Origin of the sequence: Muricoccus nepalensis (genome assembly GCF_006438825.1) — a bacterium.
Classification (GTDB): Bacteria; Pseudomonadota; Alphaproteobacteria; order Acetobacterales; family Acetobacteraceae; genus Roseomonas; species Roseomonas nepalensis.
In genome coordinates this window covers 1-17,003 of sequence record NZ_RCZP01000012.1, presented here as the reverse complement: position 1 = coordinate 17,003, position 17,003 = coordinate 1, and the positions used below count along the sequence as shown (strand labels likewise).

The following is a 17,003-nucleotide window of genomic DNA, read 5'->3' as shown; positions in this document are numbered from 1 at the left end:
GGCCCGCCCCGATGAACGTGCAGGATATCATCGTCCCCCAGGCCGACCTCGGCGCCGCCTACCGCGCGCAAAAGGACGCCATCGACGCCGCCGTCGCCCGCGTGCTGGCGAGCGGCTGGTACATCCTGGGGCAGGAGGGCGCGGCCTTCGAGCGGGAATACGGCGCCTGGCTCTCGGCCGGCGGCGCCCCCGCCATGACCGCGGTCGGCTGCGCCAACGGGACGGACGCGATCGCGCTCATCCTGCGCGGCCTCGGCATCGGCCCGGGCTGCACGGTCGCGACCGTCTCCCACACGGCCGTCGCGACGGTGGCCGCCATCGAGATGGTGGGCGCGACGCCCCTGCTGATCGACATCGACCCGCGGACCTTCTGCCTCGACGCGGCGGAGCTCGCCGAGGTGCTGCGCAGCCCGCCCCCCGGCCTGCCGCCGGTCCGCGCGGTGATCCCCGTGCACATCTACGGCCATGCCTGCGACATGGACGCCATCCTCGCGATCGGCCGCGCCGCGGGAATCGCGGTGGTGGAGGACGTGGCCCAGGCGCATGGCGGGCGGCTCGACGGGCGGATGCTCGGCACCCTCGGCGACGCCGCCGCCTTCAGCCTCTACCCCACGAAGAACCTTGGCGCGCTCGGCGACGCCGGCGTGACCGCGACGCCCGACGCCGCGCTCGCGGCCCGCATGGCCGCCATCCGCCAGTACGGCTGGCACCGCCGCTACATCTCGGACGAGGTCGGCGTGAACAGCCGGCTCGACGAGATGCAGGCCGCGATCCTTCGCGTGCGCCTGCCGCTTCTCGACGCCGGCAACGCGCGCCGCCGGGCCGTGGCCGCCGCCTACGACGCCGCCCTCGCCGAGGGCCCCTTCGCCGCCCCCTACCGCGCCCCCGGCGTGGAGCACGTCTTCCACCAGTACGTGCTGCGCGTGCCGGACCGCGAGGGGGTGATGGAGCGCCTGCGCGTGCAGGGGGTCGCGACCGCCATCCACTACCCCGTGCCGGTCCACGAGCAGGCCGCCTACAAGGGCCGGGTGGCGATGGGCCCCGCGGGCTGCGCCGAGACCGCCCGCGCCGCCGGGGAGGTGATGAGCCTGCCGGTCTTCCCCGAGATCACCGACGCCCAGGTGGAGCGCGTCTGCGCGGCGCTGCGCGCCCTCTAGCCGAGGCCGCGCGCGAGGAGCTGCGCGCCGAGCGCGAGCAGGCCGAGGAAGAACCAGCGGCGGAAGGCCTCCGCGCTCACCCGCCGCCGCAGCGCGCCGCCGAGCCCCATGCCGGCGAGCGCGGGAAGCACCGCCAGCGCCGAGCCCCCGGCGAGCGCCGTGCTGAAGACCCCGGACGCGCCGAGCGAGAGGGCGAGGGCCAGGGTGGAGACGGTGAAGGAGAGACCGAGCGCCTGCACCAGCGAGTCGCGCGAGAGGCCGAGCGCGCCGAGATAGGGCACGGCCGGGATGACGAAGACCCCCGTTGCGGCGGTGACGAGCCCCGTCGCGGCCCCGACCAGCGGCCCGGCCCAGGCCTCCCGCCCCGGCGGCACGCGCGGCAGCGTCCAGGGCAGCAGCCCGACCGCCGCGTAGGCGAGGAGCGCGAGGCCGAGCCCCGTCATAGCGGCCCCGCCGCCCGCCCCGCTGAGCAGCCCCGCGCCGAGCCAGCTTCCGGCGAGGATCCCCGCCAGCATCGTCCAGAGCCGCCGCAGCAGCGGCCCGAGCCCCGGCCCGCCCGCCATCTGCCAGAGGTTGGTGACGACGGAGGGGATGACGAGCAGCGCCGCCGCCTCGGCGGGCGGCATGAGGGAGCCCAGCAGGCCCATCGCGATGGTCGGCAGGCCGAGCCCGATCACGCCCTTCACGAAGCCTGCCAGGACGAAGGTGGCGGCGGTCAGCGCGGCGTCCATAGGATCCTCCCGGTGGTGCCCCGCCAGCTTGCGCGGCCCGCCCGGCCCGATGCTTCGGCGCGGGCCTTAGCATGCGGCCCCCCGTGCCGGCTATTCCGGGGCCGCGCCCCTGGAGACGCCCGATGGTGAGCACCGCCGCCCTGGCCGAGACCGCCGCCGCCCTCGGCGACCCCGCGCGGGCGGGGATGCTCGCGGCCCTGATGGACGGGCGGGCCCTCACGGCGGGGGAGCTCGCCCGCGTCGCCGGCGTGGCGCCCACAACCGCCAGCGGCCACCTCGCGCGCCTCGTCGAGGCCGGGCTGCTGGCGGTGGAGCGCCAGGGCCGGCATCGCTACCACCGCCTCGCCTCCCCCGAGGTCGCGCGCGTGCTGGAGGGGCTGATGGCGCTCTCCGGCGCCCGGCGCCCGCCGCGGACCGGCCCGCGCGACGCTGCGCTGCGGGAGGCCCGGACCTGCTACGACCACCTCGCCGGGCGGGTGGCCGTGGGAATTGCCGACGCCATGGTGGCGCGCGGTCAGCTCGACCTCGCGCCCGACGGCGGCGCGCTGACGGAGTCCGGCGCGGTCCTCCTCGCCCGCCTCGGGGTGGCGGTGCCGGCGGCGCCGGGGCGCCCCTTCTGCCGGCCCTGCCTCGATTGGAGCGAGCGCCGGCCGCACCTCGCGGGGGCCCTCGGCGCGGCGCTCTGCCGGCGCTGCCTGGAGCTCGGCTGGGTGCGACGCGTCGCGGGCTCGCGGGCGCTCTCCGTCACCCCCGCCGGGCGCCTCGGGCTGCGGGAGGCCTTCGGGCTGGATCAGTCGGCCGCGATCTCCGCCGCCCGGTAGCCCTGGGCGTAGAGGAGCGCGCGCAGGTCGTTGTGGTCCACCCGCGCCCGGGCGGCCGCGGCCACGACGGGCTTCGCGCGGAAGGCGACGCCGAGCCCGGCCGCGCCGATCATCGCAAGGTCGTTGGCGCCGTCCCCGACCGCGAGCGTCGCGGCAAGCGGCAGGCCCTTCTCCGTCGCGAGCGCAATGAGTGTGGCGAGCTTCGCGTCCCGGTCGAAGACCGGCTCGGCCACCCGGCCCGTCAGCGCACGCCCGTCGTCGAGGAGGACGTTGGCGTGGTGGCTCGTGAAGCCGCAGAGCGCTGCCACCCTCCCGGTGAACCAGGTGAATCCGCCGGAGGCGAGCGCGCAATGCGCGCCGTGGGCCGCCATGGTCCGCACGAGCGCCCGCGCGCCGGGCATGAGGTGTGTGCCCTTCCAGGTCCCCTCCAGCGCCTCCAGCCCCAGGCCCTCGAGCATGGCCACGCGCTCGCGGAGCGCCGTCGCGAAGTCGATCTCGCCGTTCATGCTGCGGCGGGTGATCTCCGCCACGCGCTCCTTCAGCCCGGCATAGGCGGCGAGCTCATCCAGCGTCTCCGAGGTGACGATGGTGCTGTCCATGTCGGCGATGAGCAGCGCCTTGCGCCGGCCCTCCGCGGGCTGGGCGATGGCGTCCACCGCCGCGCCCCCGAGCGCGGCGAGGGCGGCGGCGACGGCCTGCTCGGGGTTGAGGCCCGTGAAGGGAAGGTCCGCCGCCTCGCCCTCCGCGAGCCAGTCCGGCGTGCCGGGGTCGGCGCCCAGCGCCGCGATGGCGTCGCGCGCGCGGGCGGGGAGGGCGGGGGCGAGCTGCCCTGGGGGTGCGACGAGGGTGAGGACGTGCGACATGGGCGCGGTTCATGCCCGCGCAGCCGGATTGGAGCAAATGAGCGCCGAGCCCCCCCCGGCCCTGCTGGTCGCCGGCCCCACCGCCTCGGGCAAGTCGGCGCTGGCGCTGGCGCTGGCCCGGCGCCTCGGGGGCGTCGTGGTCAACGCCGACTCGATGCAGGTCTACCGGGAGCTCCGCGTCCTCACCGCCCGCCCCACGCCGGAGGAGGAGGCGCTCGCCCCCCACGCCCTCTACGGGGTGCATCCCGCGGCCGAGGCGGCCTCGGTCGCCTGGTGGCGGGAGGCGGCGCTGGACGCCATGGCGCGGGCGGTCGAGGCCGGGCGGCTGCCGATCCTCTGCGGCGGCACGGGCCTCTACTTCAGCAGCCTGACCCGCGGCCTCTCGGCGATGCCCGCCATCCCCCCGGCGGTCCGCGAGGAGGCGCGGGCGCTGCTCGATCGGGAGGGCGCGCCGGCCCTCCACGCCCGGCTCCTCGCCGCCGACCCACGGAGCGCGGCGCGGCTGCGGCCGGGCGACGGCCAGCGCCTCGCCCGCGCCTGGGAGATCTGGCGCGCGACGGGGCGCGGCATCGCCGAGTGGCAGGCGGAGGCGCCCGCCACCGGCCCCGCGCCCTACGCCTTCTGCGCCATCCGCCTCGACCCGCCGCGCGACGCGCTGCGCGCCGCCATCGCCGACCGCTGGGACGCCATGCTGCGCGACGGCGCGGTGGAGGAGGTCCGCGCGCTGGCCGCGCGGGCGCTGGACCCCGCCCTGCCAGCCATGCGGGCCCACGGCGTGCCCGAGATATCGGCGGCCCTGGCCGGGCGGATGACGCTGGCCGAGGCCGGGCGCCGCGCCTGCCTCGCGATCGGCCAGTACACGAAGCGCCAGGGCACCTGGTTCCGGCACCACGACCTTGCCCCGTGCCGGACGCATATCATCAATGCGCGTATAGCCGATCTTGCGCAACTTTCGGAAAGTCACTTGGCTGAAATCTTATCATTTCTGAAATTGGCGCATTGACGCGCTGCAACCAGCCCCGTAGATGACCCCTCCCGCGAGATCGTCGCCGGAGGAGCCGCCATGTCCGCCACCCTGCCTGCCCAGACCGACCAGAGCACCCTCACGGGCGCCGAGATCGTCCTTCGCGCGCTGAAGGAGCAGGGCGTCGAGGTCATCTTCGGCTATCCCGGCGGCGCCGTCCTGCCGATCTACGACGCCCTGTTCCAGCAGAACGCCATCCGCCACATCCTGGTGCGGCACGAGCAGGCGGCGGTGCACGCGGCGGAGGGCTACGCGCGCTCCACGGGCAAGGTCGGCTGCGTGCTCGTCACCTCCGGCCCCGGCGCGACCAACGCCGTGACGGGGCTGCTCGACGCGCTGATGGATTCCATTCCGCTGGTCTGCCTGACCGGGCAGGTGCCGACGCATCTCATCGGCAACGACGCCTTCCAGGAGGCGGACACGACGGGCATCACGCGCCCGGCCACGAAGCACAACTACCTCGTCAAGAAGATCGGTGACCTCTCCCGCACGGTGCACGACGCCTTCTACGTGGCGCGCTCGGGCCGCCCCGGCCCGGTGGTGGTGGACCTGCCGAAGGACATCCTGCTGGCGAAGGGCACCTACGAGGAGGCCTCGCGCCAGGAGCACCGCTCCTACCGCCCGCAGACGCGGCCGGACGGCGCGCAGATCGCCAAGGCGATCGCGCTGCTCAAGGGTGCGCGCCGCCCGGTGGTCTATGCCGGCGGCGGCGTCATCAACGCGGGACCCGAGGCGAGCGAGCTGCTCGGCCGCTTCGTGCGCCTGGCCAACATGCCCTGCACGAACACGCTGATGAGCCTCGGCGTCTTCCCCGCCAGCGACCCGCGCTTCATCGGGATGCTCGGCATGCACGGGACCGTCGAGGCGAACCTCGCCATGCACGGCTGCGACGTGATGCTCAACATCGGCGCCCGCTTCGACGACCGCGTGACGGGGCGTCTCAACGCCTTCTCACGGGGGTCGAAGAAGATCCACGCCGATATCGACCCCTCCAACATCAACAAGAACGTCAAGGTGGACGTGCCCATCGTGGGCGACGCGGTGGCGGTGCTGCGCGCCCTCATCGAGGCCTGGGAGGCCGACGGCGCCGGGCAGGACCGCGAGGCGCTCTCCGCCTGGTGGCGCGAGATCGACGGCTGGCGCGCGCGCGACTGCCTGCGCTACGAGCAGACGGGCTCCATCATCAAGCCGCAGCACGCGGTGAAGCGCCTCTACGAGATCACGCGCGAGATGGGGCGCGACACCTTCATCACGACCGAGGTCGGCCAGCACCAGATGTGGGCCGCGCAGTATTTCGGCTTCGAAAAGCCGAACCGCTGGATGACCTCGGGCGGGCTCGGCACCATGGGCTACGGCCTGCCTGCCGCCGCGGGCGTGCAGATCGCCTACCCGGACGCGCTGGTGATCGACATCGCCGGCGAGGCCAGCATCCTGATGAACATCCAGGAGATGGGAACCCTCGCGCAGTACCGCCTGCCGGTGAAGGTCTTCATCCTCAACAACGAGTACATGGGCATGGTGCGCCAGTGGCAGGAGCTGCTGCACGGCTCCCGCTACTCCGAGAGCTACTCGGCCTCGCTGCCCGACTTCGTGAAGCTGGCGGAAAGCTTCCATGCCCGCGGCCTGCGAGCGACGGACGCGAGCCAGCTCGACGACGTGATCCGCGAGATGATCGCCCATCCCGGCCCGGTGATCGCCGACATCTGCGTCGACCAAAAGGAGAACGTCTTCCCGATGATCCCCTCGGGCGCCGCGCACAACGAGATGATCCTCGGCGCCGGCCAGACGGGCGGCGTCGCCGGCGTCACCGACGAGGGCAAGGTGCTGGTCTGAGCATGTCCGAGACGACCCAGCGCACGGCGACGATCGCCGTGCTCGTCGAGAACGAGGCCGGCGTGCTCGCGCGCGTCATCGGCCTCTTCTCCGGCCGCGGCTACAACATCGAGAGCCTGACCGTCGCCCCCGTGGACGCGGAGCGCCGCCTGTCGCGAATCACCGTGGTGACCACGGGCACGGACATGATCATCGAGCAGATCAAGGCGCAGCTCGACCGCCTCGTGCCCGTGCATATGGTGGCCGACCTCTCTCTCGAGGGGCCGCACCTGACGCGGGAGCTCGCGCTGATCAAGGTGATCGGCCGCGGCGAGGCCCGCATAGAGGCGCTGCGCCTGGGCGATGCCTTCCGCGCCCGCGTGGTCGATGCGAGCCACGAGAGCGCCACCTTCGAGATGACCGGCACCGCCGACAAGATCGACGCCTTCGTGGCGCTGATGCGGCCGCTGGGGCTGGCGGAGGTGTCCCGCACGGGCGCCGTCGCCATCGCGCGGGGTCCGCGCAGCCTCGCGGCCTGACGATATCCGACCACAAGGGGATGACTATGCGCGTTTACTACGACCGCGACGCGGACGTGAACCTGATCAAGGCCCGCAAGGTCGCGGTCATCGGCTTCGGCAGCCAGGGCCATGCCCACGCGATGAACATGCGCGATTCCGGCGTGAAGGACGTCGTCATCGGGCTCCGCCCCGGCGCCTCCGCGAAGAAGGCCGAGGCCGCGGGCTTCACCGTCATGTCCCCGGCCGAGGCCGCCAAGTGGGCGGACGTGGTCATGGTGCTGACCCCGGACGAGGGCCAGGGCGACCTCTACCGCGAGCACCTGCACGCGAACATGAAGGAGGGCGCGGCGCTGGCCTTCGCGCACGGCCTGAACGTGCACTTCAACCTGCTCGACCCGCGCTCCGACATCGACGTCTTCATGATCGCGCCGAAGGGGCCCGGCCACACGGTCCGCGGCGAGTACCAGAAGGGCGGCGGCGTGCCCTGCCTGGTCGCCGTGCACCAGAATCCGAGCGGCAACGCGCTCGAGATCGCGCTCTCCTACGCCTCGGCCATCGGCGGCGGCCGCTCGGGCGTCATCGAGACGACCTTCAAGGAGGAGTGCGAGACGGACCTCTTCGGCGAGCAGGCGGTTCTCTGCGGCGGTCTGGTCGAGCTGATCAAGGCGGGCTTCGAGACCCTCACCGAGGCCGGCTACGCGCCCGAGATGGCCTACTTCGAGTGCCTGCACGAGGTGAAGCTGATCGTCGACCTCATCTACGAGGGCGGCATCGCCAACATGAACTACTCCATCTCCAACACCGCCGAGTACGGCGAGTACGTCACCGGCCCGCGCATCGTGAACGCCGAGACCAAGGCCGAGATGAAGCGCGTGCTGACGGACATCCAGACCGGCAAGTTCGCCCGCGACTGGATGCTCGAGAACAAGGTGAACCAGGCCTCCTTCAAGGCCACCCGCCGTCGCCTGGCCGAGCACCCGATCGAGCAGGTCGGCGAGCGCCTTCGCGAGATGATGCCCTGGATCAAGAAGAACCAGCTCGTCGACCAGACGAAGAACTGAGCCGCCCCGCCCCTTCTCCCGCCCCGGCGGGGGAGGGGGCCTCCATTTCTGCGCTTGCCTCGCGCCCGCCCGGATACTAGCCTTTCCCTCATGCAGGCGACCGACGCTCGTTTCGCGCCCTTCCGCACCGGTCCCTTGGCCGTCGTTGCCGCGCGCCCGGCCCTCGCCCTCCTTCCGCTTCTTCGACTTCGCAGCCCCTGGGCGTGACGCGCGGCTGAAGGCCGGCATCGCTCAGGGGGTTCCCCCGGGCGACGCGCCCCTCATCCCACCGCGAGATCCCAAGGAGCGGCCCATGCCCGCGAACCATCCCAGCTTCGGCACGATCGCCGACGACCGCGTCATCATCTTCGACACCACGCTGCGCGACGGCGAGCAGTCCCCCGGCTTTTCCATGAACCTGGAGGAGAAGCTGCGCATGGCCGAGAGCCTGGCCGAGCTCGGCGCCGACGTGCTCGAGGCCGGCTTCCCCATCGCGAGCCCCGGTGACTTCGACAGCGTCCACTCCATCGCGACCCGCTTCGCCAAGGACGGCCCGGTGATCTGCGGTCTGGCGCGCTCGGCCGACGGCGACATCCTCCGCGCCGCCGAAGCCATCAAGCCCGCCGCCCGCGGCCGCATCCACACCTTCATCTCCACCTCCGAGCTCCACATGCGGGTGAAGCTCCGCATGTCCAACGAGGACGTGCTGGCCGCGGTCGTCCGCAGCGTGACGCTCGCCCGCCAGCACACGGATGACGTCGAGTGGTCCGCCGAGGACGGCAGCCGCACCGATCCCGACTTCCTGTGCCGCTGCGTCGAGGCCGCGATCAAGGCCGGCGCCACCACCATCAACGTGCCGGACACCGTCGGCTACGCCCTGCCGGAGGACATGACGCGCATCTTCGGCATGCTGCGCGAGCGCGTGCCGGGCGCGGACGGCGTTATCTTCTCCACCCACAACCACGACGACCTGGGGCTCGCGGTCGCCAACACGCTCGCCGCCATTCAGGCCGGGGCGCGGCAGGTGGAGTGCACCATCAACGGCATCGGCGAGCGCGCGGGCAACGCCTCGCTCGAGGAGGTCGCGATGGCGCTGCGCACGCGCGGCAACGCCATCTCCCGCCGCACCGGGATCAACACGCCGAACATCCTGCGCACCTCGCGCCTGCTGGCGACGATCACCGGCTTCGACGTGCAGCCGAACAAGGCGATCGTCGGCCGCAACGCCTTCGCCCATGAGTCCGGCATCCACCAGGACGGCGTGCTGAAGGACGCCTCCACCTACGAGATCATGACGCCGGAGAGCGTGGGCTGGACCACCAACTCCCTCGTGCTGGGCAAGCATTCCGGCCGCGCCGCCTTCCGCGACAAGCTGAAGGCGCTCGGCTACGAGCTCGGCGACAACGCGCTGAACGACGCCTTCCGCCGCTTCAAGGACCTCGCCGACCGGAAGAAGGTTGTCTACGACGAGGACGTCTCCGCCCTGGTGGACGACGAGGTCGTCCGCCAGCACGACCGCGTGAAGCTGACCGGCCTCACCGTCACCTCGGGCCTGCACACCCGCCCAATGGCCACCATCAAGCTCGAGATCGACGGGGCCGAGCAGGAGGGAATGGCGGTGGGCGACGGCGCGGTGGACGCGACCTTCAACGCCATCCGCGCCGTCTTCCCGCACGAGGTCGCGCTCAAGCTCTACGCCGTGCAGTCCGTCACCGGCGGCACCGATGCGCAGGCGCGGGTGACGGTGCGCTTCGAGGAGAAGGGCAAGCTCGTGGACGGGCAGGGGGCGGACACCGACACCATCGTCGCCTCCGCCCGCGCCTACGTGCACGCGCTGAACAAGCTGCTGAACAAGCGCGAGCGCACCGCGCCCGCGGAGATGGCGGCGCCCGCCGCCTGAGCGCGACGGGGCCGTGCCGGCGCGGCCCCGCCGTCAGGCCTTCAGCCGGGGCATCAGCGCCTCCGCGTTGCCGCACTCGATCCGCCGCAGCGTCGCCGCGTCCAGCCCGCAGCCCGCCAGCCCCTGCACCTGCTCCTGGCTGGTGCGGTAGGGGAAGTCGCTGCCGAGCACGATGCGATCGGCGGAGACGAGCGAGCGCAACGCGCCGAGCGCGACCGGGTTCGCCGCCTGCGCGGTGTCGTAGAGGAAGTGCCCGAGCGCCGGCCGCACGGCCCCGCCGACGAGCTTCGCGGATTGCGCGGGCGGCCGGGCCTGGAAGTCGAGCCGCTCGATGAGGAAGGGCAGGGTCCCGCCCGCGTGGGAGAAGATGAAGCGGATGTCCGGGTACTTCGCCGCCGTGCCCGAGAACATCAGGCTCGCGATGCTGCGCGAGGTGTCGGTGCCGAACTCCACGACCGTGTCAGCGATCTGCGGCACGAGGTTGCCGCAGCACTGCGGCGAGAGCGGGTGGGTGGCGACGATTGCCTTGCGGCGGTTCAGCTCCTCGTAGAGCGGGTGCAGCTTCTCGTCGCCGAGGTAGAGATTGCCGTAGCTCGTGAAGAGCAGCACGCCGTCCGCCTTGAGCGTGTCGAGCGCGTAGACCGCCTCGGCCAGCGCGCCGTCCACGTCAGGCAGGGGCAGGGCGGCGAAGGAGCCGAAGCGGCCGGGGTGGCGCTGGCCCATCTCCGCCGCGTACTCGTTGCAAACGCGCGCTAGGCGGCGGCGCTCCTCCCCCTCGGCGAAGCCCAGCCCGGGGGTGCTGACGGAAAGGATGGCCACGTCGATCCCGGCCGCGTCCAGGTCGGCCACGGTCTTCTCGGGCGTCCAGTCGCGCGCGACGGGCGCCATCTCGACGCGCCGCAGGGCGGCGTCCTTGTAGATAGGCGGCGTCAGGTGGTGGTGGACGTCGATCCGCCGCGGCCGCGCTGCCTGCCCGAAGGCGGCGGGCGGCAACAGGGCGGCCGCACCAAGGAAGGCCGCGCCGCGCAACAGGGAGCGGCGCCCTGGCCGGCAGGCGCAGGTTGGCGCGTGGCCGGTCGGTTCGCAGATGAAGCGTGTCATTTCCTGGTTTCCATCCCGCGGCGCCCCTCCACCGATGGCGGGCGCTCTTCGGAGGGGATGGAAAACCCGGCACTCACGTCATGCAAGGGCCATCGTTGGCCATATGGCAAGACCCGGGAGCGTCCTGCAAGGACGCTCCCGGGCGCAGCAGGGCAGCGCGCTTCGGCTCAGCGCCAGGCGGGGCGGCCGAGGTTCACGCTGTTGCCGCTGGTGAGCGCGCCGCCGGCCGCGCCGGCCGCGCCGCCGATCAGGGCACCGGTGCCGAGGCTTCCACCCGTGAGCGCGCTGACGCCAGCGCCGGCACCCGCGCCGAGCAGGCCGCCGGAGACCGCGCGGTCACCGGTGCTGTAGCCGCAGGCGCCCAGGCTGAGGCCGGCAAGGGCAAGAAGGGCGAGGCTTGTCTTCCGCATGGATCTGGTTCCCTGTGCTTGTTGAGCGATGCAAGGGGAACGCTCCCCCAAGCGTACGGTTTCCGTAACGTCGCCTTCCCGTCTCCCCGGCGCGTTTCCGGCTTGAGCGCGCCCCCCCTTGCCGCTAGTCACGCCTCGCCCGGCCCGCCCGGCCGTCCCGTCCAGCCCGAGGTCCAGAAAACCATGGTTTCACGCCTGTTCGGCTTCCTCTCCGCCGACATGGCGATCGACCTCGGCACCGCGAACACGCTCGTCTACGTCAAGGGGCGAGGGATCGTGCTGAACGAGCCCTCGGTCGTCGCCATCGCCGATGTCCGCGGCCGCAAGGGGGTGATCGCGGTTGGGGAGGAGGCGAAGATGATGCTCGGGCGCACGCCGATGAACATCGCCGCCATCCGGCCGCTGCGCGACGGGGTGATCGCGGACTTCGAGGCGGCCGGCGAGATGGTCCGGTACTTCATCCGTAAGGTGCAGGGCCGCCGCGCGCTCGCCTCGCCGCTGGTCATCGTCTGCGTCCCCTCCGGCTCCACCGCGGTCGAGCGGCGCGCCATCGGGGAGAGCGCGGAGGCCGCCGGGGCCCGCAAGGTGCTCCTCATCGAGGAGCCGATGGCGGCCGCAATCGGCGCCGGCCTGCCCGTCACCGAGCCCTCGGGCTCGATGATCGTCGACATCGGCGGCGGCACGACGGAGGTCGCGGTGATCTCGCTCGGGGGCGTCGTCTACGCGCGGAGCGTGCGCGTCGGCGGCGACCGGATGGACGAGGCGATCGTCGCCTCCATCCGCCACCAGTTCAACCTCCTCATCGGCGAGAGCACGGCCGAGCGTATCAAGATCGAGGTCGGTGCCGCCGCCCCGCCCGAGGACGGTGAGGAGGGCCCTATCTGCGAGGTGAAGGGTCGCGACCTCACGGACGGCGTCCCGCGCGAGGTCCATGTCTCGCGCCGCCAGATGGCCGAGAGCCTGGCCGAGCCCGTGGCGCAGATCGTCGAGGCCGTGCGCGTCGCCCTCGAGAACACGCCGCCCGAGCTGGCGGGCGACATCGTGGACCGCGGCATCGTCCTCACGGGCGGCGGCGCGTTGCTGCACGGGCTGGACACGGTGCTGCGGGAGGCGACGGGCCTGCCGGTGATCGTCGCCGAGGAGGCGCTGTCCTGCGTGGCGCTCGGCACCGGCCGCGCGCTCGAGGACATCAAGCGCCTGCGGCACGTCCTCTCCTCCGCCTACTGACACGCGGCGGGGGAGGGAGGCGCTGGAAGGCACCGTTTTTGGGGGTTGACCTCTCCCCTGGATGGGTTAGAAGGCGCCGCCCGGGCGATGCGGCCAGCATCAGCCGGGTCCCGTGAAGCACGGTGCGGGCGCATAGCTCAGTTGGTAGAGCAGCTGACTCTTAATCAGCGGGTCGTAGGTTCGAGCCCTACTGCGCCCACCAGTTTTTTCCACGCTATATCAACGGGTTCTTTGGCTTCCTCCTAGAGGGCCGGTCTGGGCAGCACGCGACTGCCCGGACATTGCCCGAACACGTGGGGTAACCTAGCGATTCAGCACGGAGGCTGGCGGTAGAGCAGCCACGCTAACGGAACGGCGTCAGCCAGACCGTTGTGAAGACGCTCAGGCGCGACTACGCCCGCCTTCATACCCGTACTGACGCCGCAAATGTTCTTCGGCACTCCCGGCTTGGATGGCGACTGCAACGAGAGGCACCCACACCGAGGCGTGCGGATGCGCTTACCTCGTGAGTCCCACAATGGAAGCCGCCGCCTCTACCAGATCGGCGGGCGTTTGTAGCGCCCGGGGGGACTACCGGGCTGAGATGCCCCTGCCACTCGAGGCAGAGGCGACGCAGCAGTATCATCTTATCGCACAGTTCGCCCGATGGGGCGCCTTGGTGGAGGCTGACACCGGGACGATCTCTCGGACCGTTAGAGACGCCCGTCATGCCCTTCAAGGCCAAGGCTGACCGCCGGCACCGCATCCCCAAACAACGCCAGAGGGTAACCAACTGGGCTGAGTACGACGCCGGCCTGCGCGCCCGCGGCAGTCTCACTGTGTGGTTCACGGCAGAGGCGATCGAGGGGTGGCGAGCTGGAAGATGCTGCACCTTGCCACGGACGCCGACACGGGCGAGATCGCCGCCTCGGTGCTGGCTGGCAGGGATGCCGATGACGGCTTGCAGATCGGCCCCTTGCTCGAGCGGGCTGGTGGTGCCGTGGCCTCCTTCACGGGCGACGGCGCCTACGACCGGGAGGACGTCTATGCCGAGGTCGTGGCGCACCACCCCGATGCGGCTGTGGTTGTGCCACCCCGCGCGAGTGCTGTGCCAAGCGGAGCCGCACAGTCCGCACCAACGCAGCGGGACGCGCATCTCCGATGCATCGCCCAGCACCACCCCGATGCGGCTGTGGTTGTGCCACCCCGCGCGAGTGCTGTGCCAAGCGGAGCCGCACAGTCCGCACCAACGCAGCGGGACGCGCATCTCCGATGCATCGCCCAGCGCGGCCGCATGGGTTGGCAGAGCACCTCGGGGTACATCTGGTGGAGGCCGACGTCTCAGGATGGAAGCGCGTCATCGGTGACAGGCTACGCTCGCAAACAGATGGGCAACAAACGACCGAGGTGGCCATCGCCGCCAAGGTGCTGAACCACATGCTTGAGCTCGGACGGCCGGAGTACGTCCGCATCCTATGAGCCTGATGACAGTAGGGCAGCATGCGGCCGTATCTCTGATCCATGTACCACAGTGCCAGGACCTCCTCCGAGGTCCTGGGGCTTTTCGCGTTTCCGAATCCTCGGAGCGGAGCGACGGCTCCTCTCCGCGCAGGAAGGAGCAAGAGGGGTGGGAAGAGGTGTGAGGCCGGCACATACTAGTAGGACGGGAGGACCAGACCATGGCCGACGATCTTGAGCTCCACGTCGAGCGCCGCATCGATGCGCCGGTCGAGACCGTCTGGCGGGCGATGACAGAGCGGCTCGAGGAGTGGTTCTGCCCAAAGCCGTGGCAGGCCAGGGTACGCGAGCTCGAATGGAGACCGGGCGGGCGTAGCGCCGTCGTCATGCACGGACCGAACGGCGAGAAGGTGCTGAACGAGGGCACCGTGCTGGCCTTCGAGCCCAACCGGCGCTTCATCTTCACCGATGCGTTCACAGCGGGTTGGAGGCCGGCCGAACCGTTCATGGTCGGCGTCTTTGAGGTCGAGCCCGATGGTGACGGCACCCTCTACCGGGCCACCGCGCGCCACTGGACGCGGGACGCGCTTGAGCGCCACCGAGCAATGGGCTTCGAGACCGGCTGGGGTGCTGCGGCGGATCAGCTCAAGGCTCTGGCCGAGGAAATCACCTGAACGAACGAGAACGCCGCGAGGCCTGCTCGATGTTGGTGCGGTGCGGAATGGCAGCACTCTCGTCAAGGCTCTGATGCACCGGTATCGAACAAGCCCTTTCAAGCAGTTGAAGCCGGCCGCTTTGTGCTCGGAACAGTCATTCCACGTGGGCGCGCCAGTTTCCGCAAGCGGACGTTCGCAAAGCTGGAAGTGGAGCTGGTGCGAGCGTTCTGGCGAGACATGATCGACTGACCTGTTGGCCCACCCGCGTCACCGCCTCTGCTTGGCGGGCCTTCCTTGCTCATCCTAAATGAAATCGGGGCAGCGGGCGCTCTGTCCGGAGGTAGGAGACAGCCGGTCATCTACTGCCGTGGAGCGCGCCACCTGCTGCGCTGGCGCGTCAGTCCTGCCCGCGAACTCGGCCTGCGAGGGCGGGCACGGACTTGTTGATCGGGATCAGGGTTTTGCGGCGAGACGCGGAGGGCTAGCCTGCCTGCAACAGCATTCGGGGGAACCACGCCATGTCCATCGGCCGCCGGGCCTGCCCTCGCCGTCGAGGATCGCTTCTTCGACGCCGCCGGCGTCCGGATCCGCTACATAGAGGAAGGCCGCGGGGACCCGATCGTGCTCGTCCACGGCTACACGACGAACACCGAGGAGCAGTTCGTCCGCCCCGGGGTATTCCAGGCCCTTGCCGCATCCTACCGCGTGATCGCCATGGACGCGCGCGGGCATGGGCTCAGCGGCAAGCCGCATGATCCCGCGCAGTACGGCGCTGAGATGGGCCTCGACGTGGTTCGCCTGCTGGACCACCTGGGCCTGCGACGGGCTCACATCCTCGGCTATTCCATGGGGGCCCATATCGTCGCGCAGCTCGTGACGATGCGCCCGGAGCGCTTCGTCACCGCGATCCTCGGCGGTGCGTCCGGACGGCGGAACTGGAGCAACGAGGACCAGCGGCGAGTTGACATCGAATCTGCGGAGATGGACCAGGGCCTGCTGACGTCCCAGATCGTCCGGCTCTGGCCGCGCAATGAACCGCCGCCGACCGACACGCAAATTCGCGAGCGCTCGGCGCAGCAACTGGCCGGCAAGGATCCCCGCGCGCTCGCCGCGGTGAGGCGCTCCAACCCGGCCCAGGTCGTGACCGAAGCGCAGATGGCGGCCGTCACCGTCCCGACGCTTGGTATCGTGGGCACCGCCGATCCCTACCTTCGCGACTTCCAGCAGCTCAAGGCGGCCATGCCGCAACTGCAGCTCGTGACAGTGGAAGGGGCGTCCCACGGCTCGCTGCCGGGGACGCCGGAGTTCGTCCGCGCCATCCTCGATTTCGTTCGGGCCCACCCCGCCTCGGCGGCCGGCTGAGGCGATGCGCAAGCTTCTTGGGGCCGCGATGTCGGCCTCACTCCTCGTCGCCGCAGGCGCGGCGAGCGCGCAGCCGACCCTGGTCAACCCCGATACGACCGGGCAGGATTGCAGGGCCCGGGTCAACTTCGAACGCAGCGCCAAACTGCCTGGCTATCGGGTAGAGGAAGGTGGGTGCTAGGTCTGCATCTCCTTCATGCCGACAGCCCAGCTCATTCCCCCCGCCTTCACGGGGGACTTCTATGTTCAGGAGTTCACGGACGCCCGAATCCGTGCCCGCTGGGCGGAGTGCCGAGCGAACAGCACCTGCGCTGATCCGGCCCGCGCCGGGGCGGTGGCCTTCACCACGGCCGAGCGGCGCCGCACCGGCACCGTTGATCCGCAGGGCCGCGTGGACGCGCAGGGCCAAGTGGACCTTCGCGCCATCCTTCGGCCGGGCTTCTTCGCTCGCTTCGGTGGGCCGATCGCTCAGGCCGAGCCGCGTGCCTGGACTGTCGAGTTCACCGTTCCTCGGACAGTTATGAGCGGCGGCACTTGAACCTTGACATCCCGATCCAGCTCCGTGGCTGGTACATCGAAGGCGCCGTGTTGCATGGGTCGGCGACATAGACGTACTGCCCCCTACCCGCGTCTGGGATCACGCGATGCGGACGTACTCCGGCCGTCCGAGCTCAAGCATGTGGTTCAGCACCTTGGCGGCGATGGCCACCTCGGTCGTTTGTTGCCCATCTGTTTGCGAGCGTAGCCTGTCACCGATGACGCGCTTCCATCCTGAGACGTCGGCCTCCACCAGATGTACCCCGAGGTGCTCTGCCAACCCATGCGGCCGCGCTGGGCGATGCATCGGAGATGCGCGTCCCGCTGCGTTGGTGCGGACTGTGCGGCTCCGCTTGGCACAGCACTCGCGCGGGGTGGCACAACCACAGCCGCATCGGGGTGGT

The 17,003-nt window shown here is 71.2% G+C and carries 17 protein-coding genes, 1 tRNA gene and 1 pseudogene; 14 read left to right on the top strand and 5 right to left on the bottom strand.

The annotated features are described in order from the left end of the window. Nucleotides 1-11 precede the first annotated feature (11 nt). Entirely contained in the window at nt 12-1,157 is a 1,146-nt protein-coding gene (locus tag EAH89_RS13840; protein ID WP_140884056.1) for a DegT/DnrJ/EryC1/StrS family aminotransferase, read from the top strand. Here the strand turns inward: EAH89_RS13840 and EAH89_RS13835 are convergent. After that, entirely contained in the window at nt 1,154-1,888 is a 735-nt protein-coding gene (locus tag EAH89_RS13835; protein WP_140884054.1) for a sulfite exporter TauE/SafE family protein, read from the bottom strand. The genes EAH89_RS13840 and EAH89_RS13835 overlap by 4 nt on opposite strands. A gap of 122 nt (nt 1,889-2,010) precedes the next feature. Between EAH89_RS13835 and EAH89_RS13830 the strand changes: the two genes are divergently transcribed. Next, nucleotides 2,011-2,709, top strand: coding sequence for an ArsR/SmtB family transcription factor (locus EAH89_RS13830; protein WP_140884052.1), 699 nt, complete (start codon nt 2,011-2,013; stop codon nt 2,707-2,709). Here the strand turns inward: EAH89_RS13830 and serB are convergent. After that, nucleotides 2,679-3,572: a phosphoserine phosphatase SerB gene (gene serB / locus EAH89_RS13825; protein WP_140884050.1), complete on the bottom strand. Its 894-nt coding sequence runs from the start codon at nt 3,570-3,572 to the stop codon at nt 2,679-2,681. The genes EAH89_RS13830 and serB overlap by 31 nt on opposite strands. A 37-nt stretch (nt 3,573-3,609) precedes the next feature. Here serB and miaA point away from each other — a divergent pair, with 37 nt between their 5' ends. From miaA to EAH89_RS13800, 5 genes are all read left to right on the top strand, one after another. Beyond that, nucleotides 3,610-4,575: a tRNA (adenosine(37)-N6)-dimethylallyltransferase MiaA gene (gene miaA, locus EAH89_RS13820; RefSeq protein ID WP_140884048.1), complete on the top strand. Its 966-nt coding sequence runs from the start codon at nt 3,610-3,612 to the stop codon at nt 4,573-4,575. 60 nt (nt 4,576-4,635) lie between these two features. After that, nucleotides 4,636-6,429 carry an acetolactate synthase 3 large subunit gene (locus EAH89_RS13815; RefSeq protein WP_140884046.1) on the top strand — a complete coding sequence of 598 codons (1,794 nt, stop codon included), beginning with the start codon at nt 4,636-4,638 and terminating at the stop codon, nt 6,427-6,429. A gap of 2 nt (nt 6,430-6,431) precedes the next feature. After that, on the top strand, nt 6,432-6,947 hold the full coding sequence (ilvN, locus tag EAH89_RS13810; protein WP_140884044.1) for an acetolactate synthase small subunit: 516 nt from the start codon (nt 6,432-6,434) through the stop codon (nt 6,945-6,947). A gap of 26 nt (nt 6,948-6,973) precedes the next feature. Further along, nucleotides 6,974-7,990 (top strand): ketol-acid reductoisomerase, encoded by a 1,017-nt coding sequence (ilvC, locus tag EAH89_RS13805; RefSeq protein ID WP_140884042.1) that lies wholly within the window; start codon nt 6,974-6,976, stop codon nt 7,988-7,990. Nucleotides 7,991-8,282: 292 nt separating this feature from the next. Continuing rightward, the gene (locus EAH89_RS13800; RefSeq protein ID WP_140884040.1) at nt 8,283-9,869 is read left to right on the top strand and encodes a 2-isopropylmalate synthase; all 1,587 of its coding nucleotides are present in this window, start codon (nt 8,283-8,285) and stop codon (nt 9,867-9,869) included. Nucleotides 9,870-9,902: 33 nt separating this feature from the next. Here EAH89_RS13800 and EAH89_RS13795 read toward each other — a convergent pair whose 3' ends face one another. Next, complete coding sequence (locus tag EAH89_RS13795) at nt 9,903-10,970, bottom strand: amidohydrolase family protein (protein WP_140884038.1); 1,068 nt, start codon at nt 10,968-10,970, stop codon at nt 9,903-9,905. A 167-nt stretch (nt 10,971-11,137) separates the two neighbouring features. Further along, the gene (locus tag EAH89_RS13790) at nt 11,138-11,380 is read right to left on the bottom strand and encodes a hypothetical protein (RefSeq protein WP_140884036.1); all 243 of its coding nucleotides are present in this window, start codon (nt 11,378-11,380) and stop codon (nt 11,138-11,140) included. 183 nt (nt 11,381-11,563) lie between these two features. On the opposite strand from EAH89_RS13790, the gene EAH89_RS13785 reads away from it, so the two are divergent. The 7 genes and pseudogenes from EAH89_RS13785 (at nt 11,564) to EAH89_RS13760 (ending at nt 16,600) form a co-directional block, all read left to right on the top strand. Further along, nucleotides 11,564-12,607, top strand: coding sequence for a rod shape-determining protein (locus EAH89_RS13785; RefSeq protein ID WP_140884034.1), 1,044 nt, complete (start codon nt 11,564-11,566; stop codon nt 12,605-12,607). 126 nt (nt 12,608-12,733) lie between these two features. Then, nucleotides 12,734-12,809 (top strand) — tRNA-Lys (locus EAH89_RS13780). A 505-nt stretch (nt 12,810-13,314) separates the two neighbouring features. Beyond that, nucleotides 13,315-13,473, top strand: a pseudogene (locus EAH89_RS33410) (IS5/IS1182 family transposase); the annotation flags it as partial. A 439-nt stretch (nt 13,474-13,912) separates the two neighbouring features. After that, nucleotides 13,913-14,065: a hypothetical protein gene (locus EAH89_RS31250; RefSeq protein WP_161993586.1), complete on the top strand. Its 153-nt coding sequence runs from the start codon at nt 13,913-13,915 to the stop codon at nt 14,063-14,065. Between the two features lie 200 nt (nt 14,066-14,265). After that, a complete protein-coding gene (locus EAH89_RS13770) occupies nt 14,266-14,718 on the top strand; it encodes an SRPBCC family protein (RefSeq protein WP_140884028.1) in 453 nt (150 codons plus the stop codon). A gap of 603 nt (nt 14,719-15,321) precedes the next feature. Continuing rightward, nucleotides 15,322-16,062, top strand: coding sequence for an alpha/beta fold hydrolase (locus EAH89_RS13765; protein WP_241667017.1), 741 nt, complete (start codon nt 15,322-15,324; stop codon nt 16,060-16,062). Between the two features lie 196 nt (nt 16,063-16,258). Then, the gene (locus EAH89_RS13760; protein ID WP_140884023.1) at nt 16,259-16,600 is read left to right on the top strand and encodes a hypothetical protein; all 342 of its coding nucleotides are present in this window, start codon (nt 16,259-16,261) and stop codon (nt 16,598-16,600) included. Between the two features lie 99 nt (nt 16,601-16,699). On the opposite strand, the gene EAH89_RS31245 is transcribed toward EAH89_RS13760, so the two are convergent. Next, nucleotides 16,700-16,852 carry a hypothetical protein gene (locus EAH89_RS31245; protein ID WP_161993585.1) on the bottom strand — a complete coding sequence of 51 codons (153 nt, stop codon included), beginning with the start codon at nt 16,850-16,852 and terminating at the stop codon, nt 16,700-16,702. Between the last annotated feature and the right edge of the window lie 151 nt (nt 16,853-17,003).